The sequence below is a fragment of the Natrinema soli genome (assembly GCF_028618695.1).
In genome coordinates, this window is record NZ_JAQIVI010000821.1 from 1 (window position 1) to 14,623 (window position 14,623).

Annotated in this window: 16 protein-coding genes; 6 read left to right on the forward strand and 10 right to left on the reverse strand. The window is 65.7% G+C overall.

The genetic code is table 11. The features are described from left to right. Both PGX04_RS33305 and PGX04_RS33310 read right to left on the reverse strand, forming a co-directional pair. A partial coding sequence (locus PGX04_RS33305) for an HpcH/HpaI aldolase/citrate lyase family protein (RefSeq protein WP_273742385.1) occupies positions 1-434 on the reverse strand: 434 nt, incomplete at its 3' end. Between the two features lie 105 nt (positions 435-539). Continuing rightward, positions 540-752, reverse strand: a complete 213-nt coding sequence (locus PGX04_RS33310; protein ID WP_273742386.1) for a DUF8106 domain-containing protein — start codon at positions 750-752, stop codon at positions 540-542. Between the two features lie 119 nt (positions 753-871). Here PGX04_RS33310 and PGX04_RS33315 point away from each other — a divergent pair, with 119 nt between their 5' ends. Further along, the gene (locus PGX04_RS33315; RefSeq protein ID WP_273742387.1) at positions 872-2,272 is read left to right on the forward strand and encodes an NAD-dependent succinate-semialdehyde dehydrogenase; all 1,401 of its coding nucleotides are present in this window, start codon (positions 872-874) and stop codon (positions 2,270-2,272) included. A 75-nt stretch (positions 2,273-2,347) separates the two neighbouring features. Here the strand turns inward: PGX04_RS33315 and PGX04_RS33320 are convergent, their stop codons facing one another. Both PGX04_RS33320 and PGX04_RS33325 read right to left on the reverse strand, forming a co-directional pair. Next, positions 2,348-2,734, reverse strand: coding sequence for a hypothetical protein (locus PGX04_RS33320; RefSeq protein WP_273742388.1), 387 nt, complete (start codon positions 2,732-2,734; stop codon positions 2,348-2,350). A gap of 175 nt (positions 2,735-2,909) precedes the next feature. Further along, complete coding sequence (locus tag PGX04_RS33325) at positions 2,910-4,427, reverse strand: erythromycin esterase family protein (protein ID WP_273742389.1); 1,518 nt, start codon at positions 4,425-4,427, stop codon at positions 2,910-2,912. A 52-nt stretch (positions 4,428-4,479) separates the two neighbouring features. On the opposite strand from PGX04_RS33325, the gene PGX04_RS33330 reads away from it, so the two are divergent. The 3 genes from PGX04_RS33330 to PGX04_RS33340 are packed head-to-tail and all read left to right on the forward strand — an operon-like array spanning position 4,480 to position 6,243. Beyond that, complete coding sequence (locus tag PGX04_RS33330) at positions 4,480-4,965, forward strand: MaoC family dehydratase (protein ID WP_273742390.1); 486 nt, start codon at positions 4,480-4,482, stop codon at positions 4,963-4,965. Beyond that, a complete protein-coding gene (locus PGX04_RS33335; protein WP_273742391.1) occupies positions 4,962-5,630 on the forward strand; it encodes a PH domain-containing protein in 669 nt (222 codons plus the stop codon). Before PGX04_RS33330 ends, PGX04_RS33335 begins: the two co-directional genes overlap by 4 nt. Continuing rightward, positions 5,608-6,243 (forward strand): PH domain-containing protein, encoded by a 636-nt coding sequence (locus PGX04_RS33340; protein WP_273742392.1) that lies wholly within the window; start codon positions 5,608-5,610, stop codon positions 6,241-6,243. Before PGX04_RS33335 ends, PGX04_RS33340 begins: the two co-directional genes overlap by 23 nt. 85 nt (positions 6,244-6,328) lie before the next feature. Here PGX04_RS33340 and PGX04_RS33345 read toward each other — a convergent pair whose 3' ends face one another. From PGX04_RS33345 to PGX04_RS33360, 4 genes are all read right to left on the reverse strand, one after another. Beyond that, positions 6,329-7,435, reverse strand: coding sequence for a plastocyanin (locus tag PGX04_RS33345; protein WP_273742393.1), 1,107 nt, complete (start codon positions 7,433-7,435; stop codon positions 6,329-6,331). 109 nt (positions 7,436-7,544) lie between these two features. After that, a complete protein-coding gene (locus tag PGX04_RS33350; protein ID WP_273742394.1) occupies positions 7,545-7,895 on the reverse strand; it encodes a DUF5658 family protein in 351 nt (116 codons plus the stop codon). Positions 7,896-8,168: 273 nt separating this feature from the next. Continuing rightward, on the reverse strand, positions 8,169-8,561 hold the full coding sequence (locus PGX04_RS33355; RefSeq protein ID WP_273742395.1) for a DoxX family protein: 393 nt from the start codon (positions 8,559-8,561) through the stop codon (positions 8,169-8,171). Positions 8,562-8,684: 123 nt separating this feature from the next. Next, positions 8,685-10,613 carry an acyl-CoA carboxylase subunit beta gene (locus tag PGX04_RS33360; protein WP_273742396.1) on the reverse strand — a complete coding sequence of 643 codons (1,929 nt, stop codon included), beginning with the start codon at positions 10,611-10,613 and terminating at the stop codon, positions 8,685-8,687. Between the two features lie 552 nt (positions 10,614-11,165). Here PGX04_RS33360 and PGX04_RS33365 point away from each other — a divergent pair. Both PGX04_RS33365 and PGX04_RS33370 read left to right on the forward strand, forming a co-directional pair. Then, positions 11,166-12,338, forward strand: a complete 1,173-nt coding sequence (locus PGX04_RS33365; protein ID WP_273742397.1) for a hypothetical protein — start codon at positions 11,166-11,168, stop codon at positions 12,336-12,338. Between the two features lie 44 nt (positions 12,339-12,382). Continuing rightward, positions 12,383-12,643, forward strand: a complete 261-nt coding sequence (locus PGX04_RS33370; protein WP_273742398.1) for a DUF8119 family protein — start codon at positions 12,383-12,385, stop codon at positions 12,641-12,643. A 28-nt stretch (positions 12,644-12,671) separates the two neighbouring features. Here the strand turns inward: PGX04_RS33370 and PGX04_RS33375 are convergent, their stop codons facing one another. Both PGX04_RS33375 and PGX04_RS33380 read right to left on the reverse strand, forming a co-directional pair. Next, entirely contained in the window at positions 12,672-13,541 is an 870-nt protein-coding gene (locus tag PGX04_RS33375) for a class 1 fructose-bisphosphatase (protein WP_273742399.1), read from the reverse strand. Between the two features lies 1 nt (position 13,542). After that, a complete protein-coding gene (locus PGX04_RS33380) occupies positions 13,543-14,337 on the reverse strand; it encodes a class I fructose-bisphosphate aldolase (protein WP_273742400.1) in 795 nt (264 codons plus the stop codon). Positions 14,338-14,623: the final 286 nt, after the last annotated feature.

Here is a 14,623-nt window from a genome sequence, read left to right on the forward strand (position 1 = left end):
GTCGCGGGCACGGCCGCGATCTCGGGCGCGGCGAGGATCCCGGCTGCGCTCTCGAGCAGTGCGAAGACGGGCAGAGACGCGTCGTAGTTGTCGAGTTCGTCGACGAGCGCACGGACGTCGTCGGGCGAGTCGACTTTCGGGAGCATGAGGCTCTCGAGGGCGTCCTCGCCGTCACCGAGCAGCCCCTCGAGATCGTCCGCTGGGGCTGTCCCCGCAGCCGCGTCGATCGCGTTGACCCGAACGCAGACCTCGCAATCGGGGTCGAAGTGGGGATCCGACAGCACGTCTCGAACCGTCTCGCGGGCCTCGGCCTTGCGTTTCGGGGCGACGGCGTCCTCGAGATCGAAGACGATGACATCCGCGCCGGAACCGGGCGCTTTTCGACACATTTCGGGGCGATCGCCGGGGGTGAACAGGACACTTCTGCGGGCCATACCGTTCGGTCGATCGTCCACGGACAAAACCGTTAGCTCGAGCGCGTGCAGCGAGAGAAAACGGACGAGTGGAGGCGGGATGGCCGGAACGGGGGAGGACTCGAGCTACGTCGCTTCGAGGAGATCGGAGTGGGATCGCGACCGCCGGTCGACGGTCGTTCCACAGTCGGGGCAGACGAGCAGTCGATCGCTCCCGGTCGTCGCGATGTCCCAGTCGTCGGGGAGGGGGCCCTCGTGACCGCACTCGGGGCAGAAGAGGACCATCTTTCGCCGCTCGGGCGGCGGGTGTGAATCGTCGCGGTACGTGTAGGTTGACATTGTCGTCGCTAGGGGCTCGACGTGAATAGGGGTTGTGTGAGACGAACGACCGTGACGAACCGTGACGCCCGTAGTGGGCAGCCCTGCGTACTAAGCGGTTCGTCGTGGTTGGTCGCCATGTGTCCATCGAGAGTACCAATCCGGCGACGGGAGACGTAGTCGATAGCTTCGAGGAGACGTCGGACGAGGAGCGAGACGAACGCGTTCGGCGGGCGAGCGAGACCTTCGAGGAGTGGAGCGAGACGCCGATCGAGACGCGCCAGCGGCTCCTGGCGAACGCGGCCGACGTCTTGCGGGAGAACGAGGACGACTACGCCGAACTGATGACCGAAGAGATGGGGAAACCCATCGGTCAGGCCCGCGACGAGGTCGAAAAGTGCGCGTGGGTCTGTGACTACTACGCCGAGACCGCCGCCGAACACCTGCAGGACGAGGTGGTCGCGAGCGACGAGCGCGCGCGCACGGTCGTCGCCTACCAGCCGCTGGGGCCGGTGCTGGCGATCATGCCCTGGAACTTCCCCTTCTGGCAGGTGTTCCGCTTCGCCGCCCCCAATCTCGCCGCGGGCAACGTCGGCCTGCTGAAACACGCCTCGAACGTCCCCGGCTGCGCGCGGGCCATCGAGGACGTCTTCGAGGAGGCTGGCTTCCCCGACGGCGCGTTCACGTCGCTGCTGATCAGTTCCGACGAGATTGACGAAGTGATCGAAGACGATCGCATCGGGGGCGTCACGCTCACCGGCAGCGACGGCGCGGGTCGGGCCGTCGCCGAGACCGCCGGCAGCCAGCTCAAGAAAAACGTCCTCGAGCTCGGCGGCAGCGATCCCTTCGTCGTCCTCGAGGACGCGCCGATGGACGAAACCGTCGAGACGGCGGTCCAGGCGCGACTCATCAACAACGGCCAGTCCTGCATCGCGGCCAAGCGCTTCATCGTGGTCGACGAGGTCTACGACGAATTCGTCGACCGGTTCGTCGACGCGATGGACGAGCGGACCGTCGGCGATCCGATGGACGAGGGGACGGACATCGGCCCGCAGGCCCGCGAGGACCTCATGGAGGACCTCCACGGACAGGTCGAGGAGACGCTCGAGCAGGGCGGCGAACTCGAGCTCGGCGGCGAGCCGATGGATCGCGACGGGGCGTTCTACCCGCCGACGGTGCTCACCGACGTTCCCGAAAACGCGCCCGCGGACCAGGAGGAACTGTTCGGCCCCGTGGCCACGGTCTTCCGGGTCCCCGACGAGGAAGCCGCCATCGAGAAGGCCAACGACACCCGCTTCGGGCTCGGCGCGAGCGTCTGGACGGCGGACCTCGAGCGCGGCGAGCGCGTCGCCCGCCAGTTCGAGTCGGGGCTGGCGTTCGTCAACGAACTCGTGAAGTCCGATCCCCGACTCCCCTTCGGCGGCGTGAAGGATTCGGGCTACGGCCGAGAACTCGCGCGACACGGCATCCGGGAGTTCGTCAACACGAAGACGATCTGGGTCCAGCAGGACGCCGGTGAAGAGACCGACATGGTCGAATAACTCGCGGTAGACAGTAGTTCGACGCCGATTTTCGAACAGACTCGAGGACTGGCGCGGAGACAGCCTCCCCCTCACTTACTCCGCGCGGGTGTCGCGGTAGCTGGCAATCGTTTCGGTGACGAGATAACTACTGACTGCAAGCGCCATAACCGCGATTCCGATCGTACTGAGTGTGACGGTCGCGATCGTTCGGTCGCCGCCATAGACGAGCGCTCCGCCACCGAGTAGTCCGCCGAGCATCGCGACATAGCGCCACCGTGCCTCGACCGGAACCATTCCGTCGTCGCCCCGAAGGGCGAGATAGAGGTGTGCGCCGCCGAAAATAATACCGTTGAAAAGCAGGGCCACTGCGATCGCAGCCGGTCCCGTCCCGACTCCCACATCGAAGTACGCAGCGACGAGCAATAGGAGGAACGCGACGGAAAAAGCGCCGATCTGGGCGGATAGCTCTCGAGAGACCATAACGGATACTGATCCGGAACTAATATCAATCTTATGAGAAAAGAGAGACGATTCCAAACCGGTCGCTCAGGTGTCGGAGAAACGGAGTGATACACGACCACTTGCGGCCGTTTCGTTCGAAAGTATAACCGAGTCGGAGAATCACGACAGCGCTGAACTGCGCTATCGACGACTGTCAGACGCCCCAGGGGTACGTCTCCGGTGGCGTCTCGCCGCCCTCGATGTCGAACGGGTGGAGCGCCTCCGTCTCGTCGACGTGAACGAACGCGTCGTACCGATCCGGCAGCACCGTCCGGACGTAGTTGCCGCCCTCGTAGTCGGGGTCGTAGACGACGCCGATCGCTCGGTGGCCGCGAGGATCCGCGAGCGGATCGACGTTCGCATCGCCTGCGACCCCGTATCCGCGATCGAATTCGAGGATCCCGTCTTCGAGGCCGGCCCGGTGAAACACGTCCTCGTAACTCCCCGCTTTCGCCTCGGGAACGGTCATCCGTTCCATCCGCGCGCCCCACTCGTCGCCGGCGACGACGGTTCCGCGGTGGGAGCCGAAGCCGACCGCAGCGACGTCCGAGTCGTCGTCGCAGACCTCCTCGCGAGCGAGCTGACCGAGATTGAGCTTGCCCCGGTCCTGCATCGTCGTCGCGCGAGCGTCGCCGACGTGCGTGTTGTGCGCCCAGACGATTCCCGGCCCGTCGTGGAACTCGAGTAGCCGCTCGAGCGTCTCGCTCATGTGGTGATCGCGGACGTTCCAGGACTCGCGCCCGCCGCGGGCCATCGCGCGGTAGTAGGACTCGGCGTTCTTCGCGACGAGCGCGTTCTGCTCGGCGGCGAAGTCGGCGAGCGGATCGTCGCCGTCAGCGGACTCGCTGCGGTCGTCCACGCGGTCAGCGTGACGCTCGGCGACCTCCTCGCGGAGTTCCCGCAGGACCTCGAGCACTTCATCCTCGCAGTCCTCGGGAACGAGCCGGATCGACGAGGCGTACTCGCGGGCGTCCTCGCCGTAGGGTTCGAAACAGTGGTAGGCGTCCCTGGCGCGGTCGGCCAGCTCCGGGTCCAGCTCTTGCAGGTAGTCGATCACGGCGGCCATCGACTCGTAGAGGCTGTAGACGTCGAGTCCGTAGAACCCCGCCCGCTCGCCGACAGGCCGGTCGGCGTTGTACTCGGCCAGCCAGTCGAGGAACTCGGCGACCTCCCAGTTGGCCCACATCCACGTCGGCCAGCGCTCGAAATCGGCGAGTACCGCACCGGCGTCGTCGGCCTCCGTTCGGCCCGTGACGTACTCCGTCACCTCGTAGCAGTCCGTCCAGTCGCCCTCGACCGCGACGAATGAGAAGTCATGTTCCTCGAGCAGGCGCGCCGTCAGCCGCGCTCGGAGCCGATAATACTCCGAAGTTCCGTGCGAGGCCTCGCCCAGCAAGACGACATCCGCGTCCGAGATCCCGTCGACGAGGCCGTCGAATCCGTCGTCGACCGCCGTTGCGCGCTCGACGACGGCGTCCGCCACCCGCTCCGGATCGGCGTCCGCCGTCTCGGATCGCTGTGCAGTCACGTGGCTCACCCACTCGGGGGTCGCGCTCGAGTCGGTTTCGGACTGGTCCTTGCATACGTCTGCGGGGACCGCAAGCGTTCGAATCTGCACACGTTCGACTCCGCCGGCCGCTCGAGCGCCGGCCGGATCGCGTGTAGCCCACACATCGCTCGATCGCGGCACCACGTTTTTGTAGGTACTGCGTGACTCCGGACCTATGACGGGACTATATTACGAGGAGTTCGCCGTGGGCGAGACCATCGCCCACGAGCGCCGGCGGACGATCTCCGAGAGCGACAACCAGCGCTTTTGCGACATGACGATGAACCAGCAGCCCCTCCATCTCGACGGGGAGTTCGCGGCCGACACCGAGTTCGGCGAGCGGCTGGTCAACGGCCTCTACACGATGAGCCTGGCCGTGGGAATCTCGATCCCGGAGACGACCGACGGAACGATCGTCGCGAATCTCTCCTACGACGACGTCGAACACCCGAACCCGGTCTTTCACGGCGATACGATCCGCGCACAGTCGACGGTTACCGACAAGCGCGAGACGAGCGACGGCGAGCGCGGGATCGTCACCATGCACGTCGAGGCGTTCAAAGCGAACGATCCGGACGAACCGCTCGTCTGCGAGTTCGACCGGACCGTGCTCTCGCTGAAACGCGAGCGCGCGGCCGACGACGGGGAAGAAACGCGATGAGCACCGGAATCGAAACCGACAGCGTCGACACCGCCGACCTCGAGTGGCTCTCGCTGGACGGCGACGAGGCGATCGTCTGGGCCGGCGGTCCGGACCGGCGAACGCTCATTCCGGCGTTCGCGATCGGGATCCCGCTCGCGATCGTCCTGATCGGGATCGTTATTATCGTCAGCGAGTACCTCCGCGTGACCAACACCCACTACGTGGTGACGAACCGCGCGCTGTACAGAAAGACCGGCGTGCTCTCGCGGGACGTCAAGCGGATCGAACACGAGAAGATACAGGACATCTCCTACAGCCAGAGCGCCCTCGGGGCCCATTTCGGCTACGGGACCGTCGAGGTCAGCACTGCCGGCGGTGCCGGCGTCGAAATGGCCTTCAAATCCGTGCCGGACCCGAAAGCCGTCCAGCGACGGATCAGCGAACGGGTCGACCGCGACCGCGGCGAGCCCGCGGACGGCCGCTCGAGCGAGGACGCGCTCGCGGCGATCCTCACCGAACTACGGGCGATTCGGGAGGCCGTCGAGGACGACCGATTCGCTCGAGCGAACGGTGGCGACGCCGACGGAACCACCGATCGAACGGCCGACCGAAGCGACGATCGAACGGCCGATCGGAAAGACGATCGACGGAGAAACGAGTATGACACGAACGAATCCGTCTGATTCGATAGCGGAGTCGGTGGAGCCGTCCGACGCGACGCCCGCTCCTGGCGATCCGACGGCGGTCCCGGACTGGCTCCCGCTCGAGTCAGAGGACGGCGAGCGGATCCGCTGGCAGGGAAGCCCGCGAATCCAGACCGTCCTGCCGTGGGCGGCGTTCGCACTCGTCGGAACGGTGGCGGTGCTGGCCGCAGTCGCTACCGAGACGCTTCCATCCCTCGCGGCCGTCGGGATTCCGATCGTCGTCGCGCCGGCGCTGTGGCAGTACGCCCGCGTCTCGCGGACGACGTTCGTCGTCACGAATTCGGTGGCCGCGACCCGCCACGGCGTTCTCGGGGTCCGAGTCCGAACCGTCTCTCTCGAGCGGATCCAGAACACGACCGTCGAACAGGATCCGATCGGCCGGCTCGTCGGCTACGGCACCGTCACGATCGAGACGGCCAGCGGCTCGGAACTCGCCTTCTGGAACGTCGAGGAGCCGGCGCGGATTCGCGAGCGACTCGAGGCCGAACGAGAGCGCCTGACGGGCGGCGAGATTCCGGGCCGGCCCGAGCAGTGGGACGCGATCCTCGAGGAGGTGCGGGAGTGGCGACGCGTCCTTGAGCGGAGTTCGTGATCACGAGGAGGCTGTCAGCCGACCGGCCGTTTACAGCCACGAACGGGCGACAGTGTACCGACGGTATCGATCCGACCGATTCGAGCTAGTGAACTGCGATCGTTCCCACCGCACTCGACTCGTCCGGCCCACATCTGTATGCAGCCATCTCCTCGGTCGCGGTAAATTCGAACCACTGTTCACCGTCTCCCCAGTGGATCCGCTCGGTCGCGAGATCGCCCACGACGGTGCCGTCCGCATCCACGATCTCGAGGTTGTGCGTTCCACCGTCTCCCGCAGTCCACCCGATTTCGTAGGACTCGCCCGCCTCGAGTGCGAACGGCGGGTTCTCGAACCCCTCGATCTTCGACGGCGCAACGGCGACCCAGTCGGTGGTCTGTGCCTCGAGTTCGATCCGCATTCCCGGCTCGATTACCTGATGGCCATCCGGCCCGACCGCGTCGATCCCCGCGGGTTCTTCGACGGTCGTCTCTCCGAATTGACCGAATTCGAATTCGACTCCAAGCTCCATCGTGATCTCGTCGTTTTGCCCGCTCTGTGTCGTTCGATACCGGTGGATGCGCCCCGTCTCGTCGACGAGAACGAGTCCGTCACCATCGGTCTCGCCGTCCGGAAACCCTCGCGGGATCAGCTCGGAATCGAGCCCCGAGAGACGGTACTCGTGAAGGGGACCCGTCTCGTTCGATCGCGTTCCACGGTATTCAGCGACGGCCTCGACCAGCCAGTCACCGATCGGCTCGAGAGAGTCCTCGATGAGGTCCGCTGCCGATTCCTGTTCGAGGGGACCCGGATGATCGGTCGCTCGATAGTCACCATCGATGTAGATCACCCGCTCCAGCGAGGGGGTGGGGCCGCCGCCGCGCCGTGATCGCACGACGCGTTCTGCGCTCGGTTCGGCACGGATCTCGAACGCGTCCATCGTCACCGGTGACTCTCTGGAGTCATCGACCTCCGGAACGTCTACGGAGAGCTGACGGTCGTATTCGCCGGTGAAAGCCGTCGCTGTCACGGCCTCTTCGTGCGCCTCGAGGAGCGCTTCGGAATCGTCGACGCCGTCGGCGCTCAGTCCGGGTGGAAATTCGATGCCCGTCGAGTCAGCGAACGGATTCAGACAGCCTGCCAGACCGACGAGGCCGAGCGCTGTCCCGCGACCGAGCCACTGTCGTCGAGTCGACGTTCGATGGCGAGCCATAGCGTCACTTCTGCCGGTATCCCTTATAAACTCGGAGACGCGTGGACCGAACGAACGCGGTTCGTCCGCGTCGCGGCCGCCAGCCGCTCTTTGTCAGACTGTCGAGCGATCAGAGAACGAGCGAAATCATGTACAGGTTCACCATCGCGGCGACCAGCCACGGCACCGCGAGCCCCGCCGGGACGATCGGACGGTACGCCTGCTCGAGGAGCGGGCGACAGACGAGGCCGACGCCGATCGTGAACGCCTTCAGCGCGAGCATCCCGGCCAGGCCGTAGCCCTCGATCGCTCCGCGAGCGGCCGGGTTCGACTCGGTCAGTCCGAGGTGGAGGCCGACGAACGTCGTTACGACGTCCGCAATTAGGGCGAGCCCGACGAGCGCCCAGCACAGTCGCTCGAGGTCGACCGGCGTGACGTCGCCGGGCAGTCGGCGGCGAAAGAATGCGCCCTCGGAACTCATAGCCTCCCTCCCGGAGTCGAACCGGAGCCGTACCACTGGGAGTACGCTCCAGTTCCAGCATTCGGTGTATTGTTATGTCAGGCATAGACCGGCAGCCGCCGTCGGTAAGTCGTCGTAACTGTGGATCCACTCGAGCGAGAGCGGATCCACGAGCGGGTGTGAAGTGATGGACGAGCGGTTCACTGGTCGGTATCCCTGTCAATCACAGCCTACTCGACAACGGGAATCGCCGTCCGACGCGAGAAACGAACGGATACCGTTACGAGCGGTTCGTCAGTTCTCGCGTGCGCGCTTGAAGAAAGCGACCGCAGCGCCGATTAGTGCGAGGTTCTGCAGGAAGGACGTCAGTTCTTCACCGCGCGACTCGGAGTCGACGTTCCAGAAATCGTGCATGACGGGCGTGACTCCCGCGAAGAACGCGATCACGCTTCCGGCAGACAGCTTCGGGAGCCGCCAGAGGCCGATTCCGACGCTTCCGCCGAGGAGAAGCCCGCTCGCCGCTGGCACGAGATTATTTGCGAAGGGGACGCCCTTCGCGTCCGCATAGGCGATGCGCCCCTCGAGGTTCGTGAGATTTCGAACCGCGAGAACGGCGAGTCCGGTCGCGAAGAGGAGCCGACCGAACCGAGACGGTGTACTATCGACGTTGGAATCAGGTTCCGACATCGTTCGGAAACAGGGGCCTGCCCGTCATAACCCCTGCCTTCGTCGAAGCGTCTGCCGCGACCTCGGTCGCGGGTCGGGTGTTCGTGATTCGGGGTCCGGTTCCGGCTATCGCTCGCCCCGACGTCAGAGGATCGTCCCGTGTTTCTTGTCCGGGAGGGACTTCTCGACGTCGGCGTAGAAGTCAAAGCGGGCGGCCAGTTCCTCGCGCAGCGTGCTCGGCGGGACGAGTTCGTCGATGACGACCTCGCTGGCCATCCGATGGACGTCGATGTCCTCGCGGTACTCCTCGCGGAGCCGTTCCTCCATCCGCTGGCGCTCCTCGGGGTCGTCGATCTCGGCGAGCTTGCGGGCGTAGACCGCGTTGACCGCCGCTTCGGGGCCCATAATGGCGATCTCGCCCGACGGGAGACCGATGACGCTCTCGGGATCGTAGGCCGGGCCACCCATCGCGTAGATCCCCGCGCCGTAGGCCTTCCGGACGACGACGGTCTGTTTGGGGACCGTCGCCGACGAGGTCGCGTAGATCAGCTTCTTTCCCTGCTCGAGAATGCCGTCTTTCTCGACCTGTGAGCCGGCCATGAAGCCGGGGGTATCACAGAGGTAGAGTAAGGGGATATTGAACGCGTCCGACTTCCAGACGAACTCCGCGGCCTTCTCGGCCGCGTCGGGGAAGATCGCGCCGGCGCGGTGGGCGGGCTGATTGGCGACGATGCCGACCGGGCGACCGTCGATCCGGGCGTAGGCCGTGATGATCTCCGGGCCGTAATCAGGTCGTAACTCGAGGTACGACCCCCCGTCGACGAGCCGGTCGATCACGTCGGTCATGTCGTACCCCTTGTTCGGCTGCTGGGGAACGATCGCGTCGATCCCAGCGGGAGATTTTGCGGGTGCCTTCGGCTCCCGTTTCGGCGGTTTCTCGTCCGCGTTGTCCGGCAGGTAGGTGATCAACTGGGCCACCAGTTCGCGCGCGAGTTCCTCGTCTCTCGCGATCAGGTCCGCCGAGCCCGACTCCCGCAGGTGGACCTGCGGGCCGCCGAGTTCCTGCAGGTCGATCTCCTCGCCGGTGACCATCCGCACCATCCGCGGGGAGGCGATCGCCATCGCGGACATCCCCTCGACCATGATCGTGAAGTCCGCGAAGACCGGCGTGTAGGCCGCACCGGCGATAGAGGGGCCGTAGAGCACGCAGATCTGTGGCACCCGCCCGGAGAGCATCGAGTGGTTGTAGTAGTACTTCCCGATCCCCTCTCGGTTCGCGAAGAAGCCGGTCTGCTGATCGATCCGGCCGCCCGAGGAGTCCATCAGGTAGAACACCGGATTGCCCGTCTTGAGCGCGCGCTGTTGCATTCGCAGGAACTTCTCGACGCCCCTGGCGGCCATGCTGCCCCGTTTGACGGTGTAATCGTTTGCCATGACGTGGACGTCCCGGCCCTCGAACGTCGCCGCGGCCGTGATGAGCCCGTCCGCCGGCAATCGGTCGCCGTCACCGCCGTTTCCGTCATCGTCGTCACCGCCACTGCTATCCCCGCTATCATCGCCATTCCCGTCCACGCTATCATCGTCCCCGTCCCCACTATTATCGTCTCCACTACCGCTATCTCCAGTACCGTCGGTCCCCGCCCCGCTGGGATGCCAGTCGTCGAACGCCGCGAATGTGCCGTCCTCGAAGCGCAACTCGCTGTCCTCGCCGGAGAACCACAGCCCGAGCCGGTCGCGGACGAACAGCTTCCCCTGCTCGGGGAGCTGATCCCTGTACTTCTCGGGGCCACCCTCGAGGATGTCGTCGATCTCGTCCCACAGGCGCTCCTCGCGTTCGGTCGGTCCGAGATCGGCGTCACCGTGATCGGCGTCGGGTCGATCTCGCTCATCGTTCCACGCGTTCGGACCGCCGCCGGTCGGGGCGACCGCGTCTCGCTCGAGGTCGTGGACCGCCGTGGGCTCCGTCTCGTCGCCGACGTACACCGAGACCGATTCGTCGAGGTGCTCGGCGAGAGCGGCGGCGATCGCTACCGCCTCGTCGTCGGCGGCACCAGCCGCGATACGAACTCGCATGCTCCCACCTGTGTCGGGCGGCGGGATACCGCTTTCGCCGCGGCGGGCTCGAGGGGCGGGCCGGTCGGCTCGAGAGCGGTGACGGTACAGTATAGTAACCACTGAAACGAGTTACACGCTGATCACAACGCAGTCGTTCGATCAGGTGTACAGTGACTTTCAGTGGCGACTATAGGAGGGGAGAGCGGTTCGCGCCGGATCGATCGCCCGATCGTCCGGAGCTCGCCGCGAGTGGATGAGAAGGATGCGTCGCGGTCGCGGCGCGAACCGATCGAGAGTGCGTCGTGCCTCCGCGGTCACCAACGCGGAGACGGGTGATACTGGTCGGCCGCGTGTCACGAACGCTCGCGTTCAATCGTGCAGTCGTTATACCAGGATTCCGTCACCGACGCTGACGGGTAGTTCCGTCGGCGGCACCTGCAGGCAGAATCCCTTTGCTCGATTTCGGCGTGTATTTCGACGGTTACCGATTCCGATCCGCGACGCCTGCGATCGGTCCTTCGACGGGTTGCAGTGGCGGAACGGGACAGTAGCGAGGAACAGTATCGCGATATGTCTGAGGCGCACACCGAGCAGTCAGCCCAGCAACTCGCAACGGTTCGAGACCGAATCGATCGCGGAATGGACAGGCGTTCGTTCCTTCGGACCCTCGTCAGCGGCGGGTACGCCCTCGGGATGGCCGCGTGGCTCGGCGTCGACGACTTCCTCGCGGCCGACGACGGCGAGGTGCCCGTGGTCACGGCCCTCGTCAGAGAGGATCCCGACGATCCGTGGTCGATACGGGAACGAACCCGGACGGTCCCCGCGGAGTGGTACGCCGCCGTCGAGTCCGCCTTCGAACTGAATCAACGGCTGGCCAGTATCGCCTTTACCGGCTATCTCGGCAGCGCAGTCGTTCCCGGCGACCACGAGAGCGGGACCGCCACCGTCTCCGTCGGCGTCTCGGGCGACGGCCACTCTGTCTCCGAACTGGTCGGTGAACTCGCGGAGGGTGTCGATCTCAACGCGGAAACGATCATCGATGTCGACGAGATCCAGAACGGTCCGGAGCACCGTGAACCCAAGCTCGCCGATGCGCTCCCGGACGGACAGGTCCCCAGCGGCGTCGCCTGTGAAACCCCCTCGAGCATGGCGACGCTCGGGCCGGCGCTGTATCACCCCAACGGCCGGCGCCGGTTCTTCGTGACGGCCGAGCACGCGTTCATGGACGACCACGACGCCACCGACGGCACGCTCCACCTCCCGCGACAGGCACAAGAGACCATCGAACTGGGTACCGTCGCGCACTACCACCCCGACGAGGACGTCGCCGCCGTCGAGCCGACCGGCCGAATCGAGCCCACCAGCCGGATCGAGACGCCGAGACAACCCCGCGTTCGCGGCCAGTTTACCAAGTTTGGCCTCGCCGATCTCGTCGCTCGGGACGCGGAACTCGAGAAAGTCGGCGCGCTGACCGGCCACACGACCGGGAAGATTCAGGGGGTCGACGCGGTGACCTGTTTCACCGAGGACTTCTGTCGCCGCGGACAGATCCGCTGGGGCGGCGAGATGGACCTGACCGACGGCGACAGCGGCTCCGTGAGCTATTACCCCGACCCGGAGGGCGAGGACGAGGACGTCCTCATTGCGGGCTTCAACAACGCCCGCACCTGGTGGCCCGGACAGAGCTACGTCTGGGGTGTCGGGGCCTATCGACTGACCGAACAACATGGCTACCACTTCTGATCGCAGACGAACCGCACCGCGCCGATACGACCAACCGACTCAGCATGAGTAACGATACCCCTCGCACCTCGAGAACCGGACGCGCTCGACGGGCCCTCGCCGCCGTCACGAGCGGTGGCCTGCGTATCCTCGTGGACCTGCTCGCCGTCTCGCTATGGGTCCTGTTCCTGACGCTATGGTTCCTCGAGAACGGGTGGCCCCGCTGGGCGTTCTACAGTCTCCTGCTCGGCGGAGTCGGTCTCTACGTCGCCCTCACCGCGGCCTGGATCGACGGAGAACGCGAAAATCGAGACGAGCCGAAGTGAGTCGTGACGCCCCCGCTCCGCTCGACGGCTACGCGAGCGCGTCCTCGAGCCGGTCGATCAGTTCCTCGTTGCCGACGTGAACCGGCGTCCGATCGTGAAGATCGTCGGGCTCGACGGTCAGTAGCGACTGCGAGCCGTTCGAGGAGCGCCCGCCGGCCCGCTCGACGACGTAGCCGATCGGATTCCCCTCGAACTGCAGCCGAAGCTTGCCGTCCGACCGGGACTCGAGGCCCGGATAGCCGAAGGTGCCGCCGTAGGTGAGTACCTGATTGACGTCGCCGATCAGCGCGCCGCCGTAGCGGAGTTTGAGCTCCGATTCGATCTCGCGGGCGTACTCCCGGAAATCGTCGGGCCAGTCGGGGACCCGGCCGCCGAAGCCGTAGACGACCGGCTCATCGGGCAGGGCGAGATCGCGGTCGACGATCGTCCGCTCGCCGCCGGAGAGTTCGTACTCGGTGACGATGTCGTCGGTCGCGATCACCATTGTCGTGATCGGCCCGTAGAGGACGAAGCCGGCGGCGACGAGGGTATCACCGCGAGCGGGAAGCGCGGCGTCGTAGACGCCGAAAATCGTTCCCATCGTGTTGTTCGATTTGAGATTCGAGGAGCCGTCGAGGGGATCCACTGCGACGGCGTACGCGCCGGTCGACGACGGGTCGTCGCCGCAGTCGACGACGGCGGCGCGCTCCTCGCTGGCGTACTGGCCGATGCCGTCTATCTCGGCGATGCGATCGCCCAGCAACTCGTCGGCCCAGACGTCGGCCTCGGCCTGGGTCTCGCCGCTGGGGTTCTCCTCGTCGACCGTCCCGCGGCGGCCGATCAGTCCCTGGCGGATCTCCGTCGCCGAGCGGCTGATCGTCGCCACGACGCTCTCGACGACTGGGTCGGAGACCGTCATCCTATTCGGTGGCCTCGAGCGCGGCGTCGGCGGTCGCCTCCTCGTAGATGACTGCCTCGAGCGCGTCGAGGATCCGCGTCGGATTCTCGCGCTGCCAGACGTTGCGGCCGACGGCGAGCCCGCTCGCGCCGGCGGTGACGGCGGACTCGACGGTCGAGCAGAAGTCGTAGTCGGAGGTCTTCGAGCCGCCGCTCATGACGACCTTCATGTCGCCCGCGGCCGTGCAGGCGTGTTCCATCGCCTCGGAGCTACCGGGGTACTTGACCTTCGCAATGTCGGCGCCGATCTCGAGGGCGATGCGCGTGGCGTAGGAGATGGTGCTCGGCTTGGTGTCGTTCTTGAGTCCCTGTCCGCGCGGATAGGACCACATGACGACGGGGAGGTCGTACTCGCGGGCCTTCTCCTGGACCCGACGGAACTCCTCGTACATCTCGACTTCGTGGTTCGATCCGCTGTAGACGGTGAAGCCGACCGCGTCGGCACCGATCTCGGCCGCGTAGTCGACCGAGCAGTTGATCGCCGAGTCGGGCTCGCCCATCCACATGTTCGAGGTCCCGTTGAGTTTCACGAGGAGGTTGACGTCGTCCTCGTAGCTCGGATAGTAGCCCTCCGCGATCCCCTTCTGGACGGCGATCGACGTGACGGCGTCGTGCGTCGCCGTCTCGAAGACCGTCGACGGATCGAGTTTCTCCGGGACCGCCTCGAAGTCGACGGGGCCGTGCTCGAGCCCGTGGTCCATCGCCAGAATCAGTGACTTGCCGTCGCGAACGATCGGAGAGTCGTCGATCGGAATCATCTGTTAGACGGTCCAACAGACCGCTATAAATCTCTGATGATCCGGGTTATAGAAATTACGTACAAGAGTAGTAATTAGACTGTCGTTCGACCAGACGTCGTGTCAAAAACGTGCAGTTCGTTTCGACGGTGAAACCGAAACGGCCTACTCGAGCAGTTCGCGCGCGTTGTGACGCCACGTTCGGACGTGCAACACGTTCAGATCCAGGAGGCGTGCGACCGTCATCGCGTCCACCGTCGCCAGTCGTTCCGCCGAGCGGACGCCGGCCTCGGCCAGCGCGTCCGCG

Excerpts from the sequence above, each read along its gene's own strand:
- PGX04_RS33310 (WP_273742386.1), bottom strand. The coding sequence starts at position 752 with ATGTCAACCTACACGTACCGCGACGATTCACACCCGCCGCCCGAGCGG.
- PGX04_RS33320 (WP_273742388.1), bottom strand. The coding sequence starts at position 2,734 with ATGGTCTCTCGAGAGCTATCCGCCCAGATCGGCGCTTTTTCCGTCGCG.
- PGX04_RS33330 (WP_273742390.1), top strand. The coding sequence starts at position 4,480 with ATGACGGGACTATATTACGAGGAGTTCGCCGTGGGCGAGACCATCGCC.
- PGX04_RS33335 (WP_273742391.1), top strand. The coding sequence starts at position 4,962 with ATGAGCACCGGAATCGAAACCGACAGCGTCGACACCGCCGACCTCGAG.
- PGX04_RS33340 (WP_273742392.1), top strand. The coding sequence starts at position 5,608 with ATGACACGAACGAATCCGTCTGATTCGATAGCGGAGTCGGTGGAGCCG.
- PGX04_RS33345 (WP_273742393.1), bottom strand. The coding sequence starts at position 7,435 with ATGGCTCGCCATCGAACGTCGACTCGACGACAGTGGCTCGGTCGCGGG.
- PGX04_RS33350 (WP_273742394.1), bottom strand. The coding sequence starts at position 7,895 with ATGAGTTCCGAGGGCGCATTCTTTCGCCGCCGACTGCCCGGCGACGTC.
- PGX04_RS33355 (WP_273742395.1), bottom strand. The coding sequence starts at position 8,561 with ATGTCGGAACCTGATTCCAACGTCGATAGTACACCGTCTCGGTTCGGT.
- PGX04_RS33360 (WP_273742396.1), bottom strand. The coding sequence starts at position 10,613 with ATGCGAGTTCGTATCGCGGCTGGTGCCGCCGACGACGAGGCGGTAGCG.
- PGX04_RS33365 (WP_273742397.1), top strand. The coding sequence starts at position 11,166 with ATGTCTGAGGCGCACACCGAGCAGTCAGCCCAGCAACTCGCAACGGTT.
- PGX04_RS33370 (WP_273742398.1), top strand. The coding sequence starts at position 12,383 with ATGAGTAACGATACCCCTCGCACCTCGAGAACCGGACGCGCTCGACGG.
- PGX04_RS33375 (WP_273742399.1), bottom strand. The coding sequence starts at position 13,541 with ATGACGGTCTCCGACCCAGTCGTCGAGAGCGTCGTGGCGACGATCAGC.
- PGX04_RS33380 (WP_273742400.1), bottom strand. The coding sequence starts at position 14,337 with ATGATTCCGATCGACGACTCTCCGATCGTTCGCGACGGCAAGTCACTG.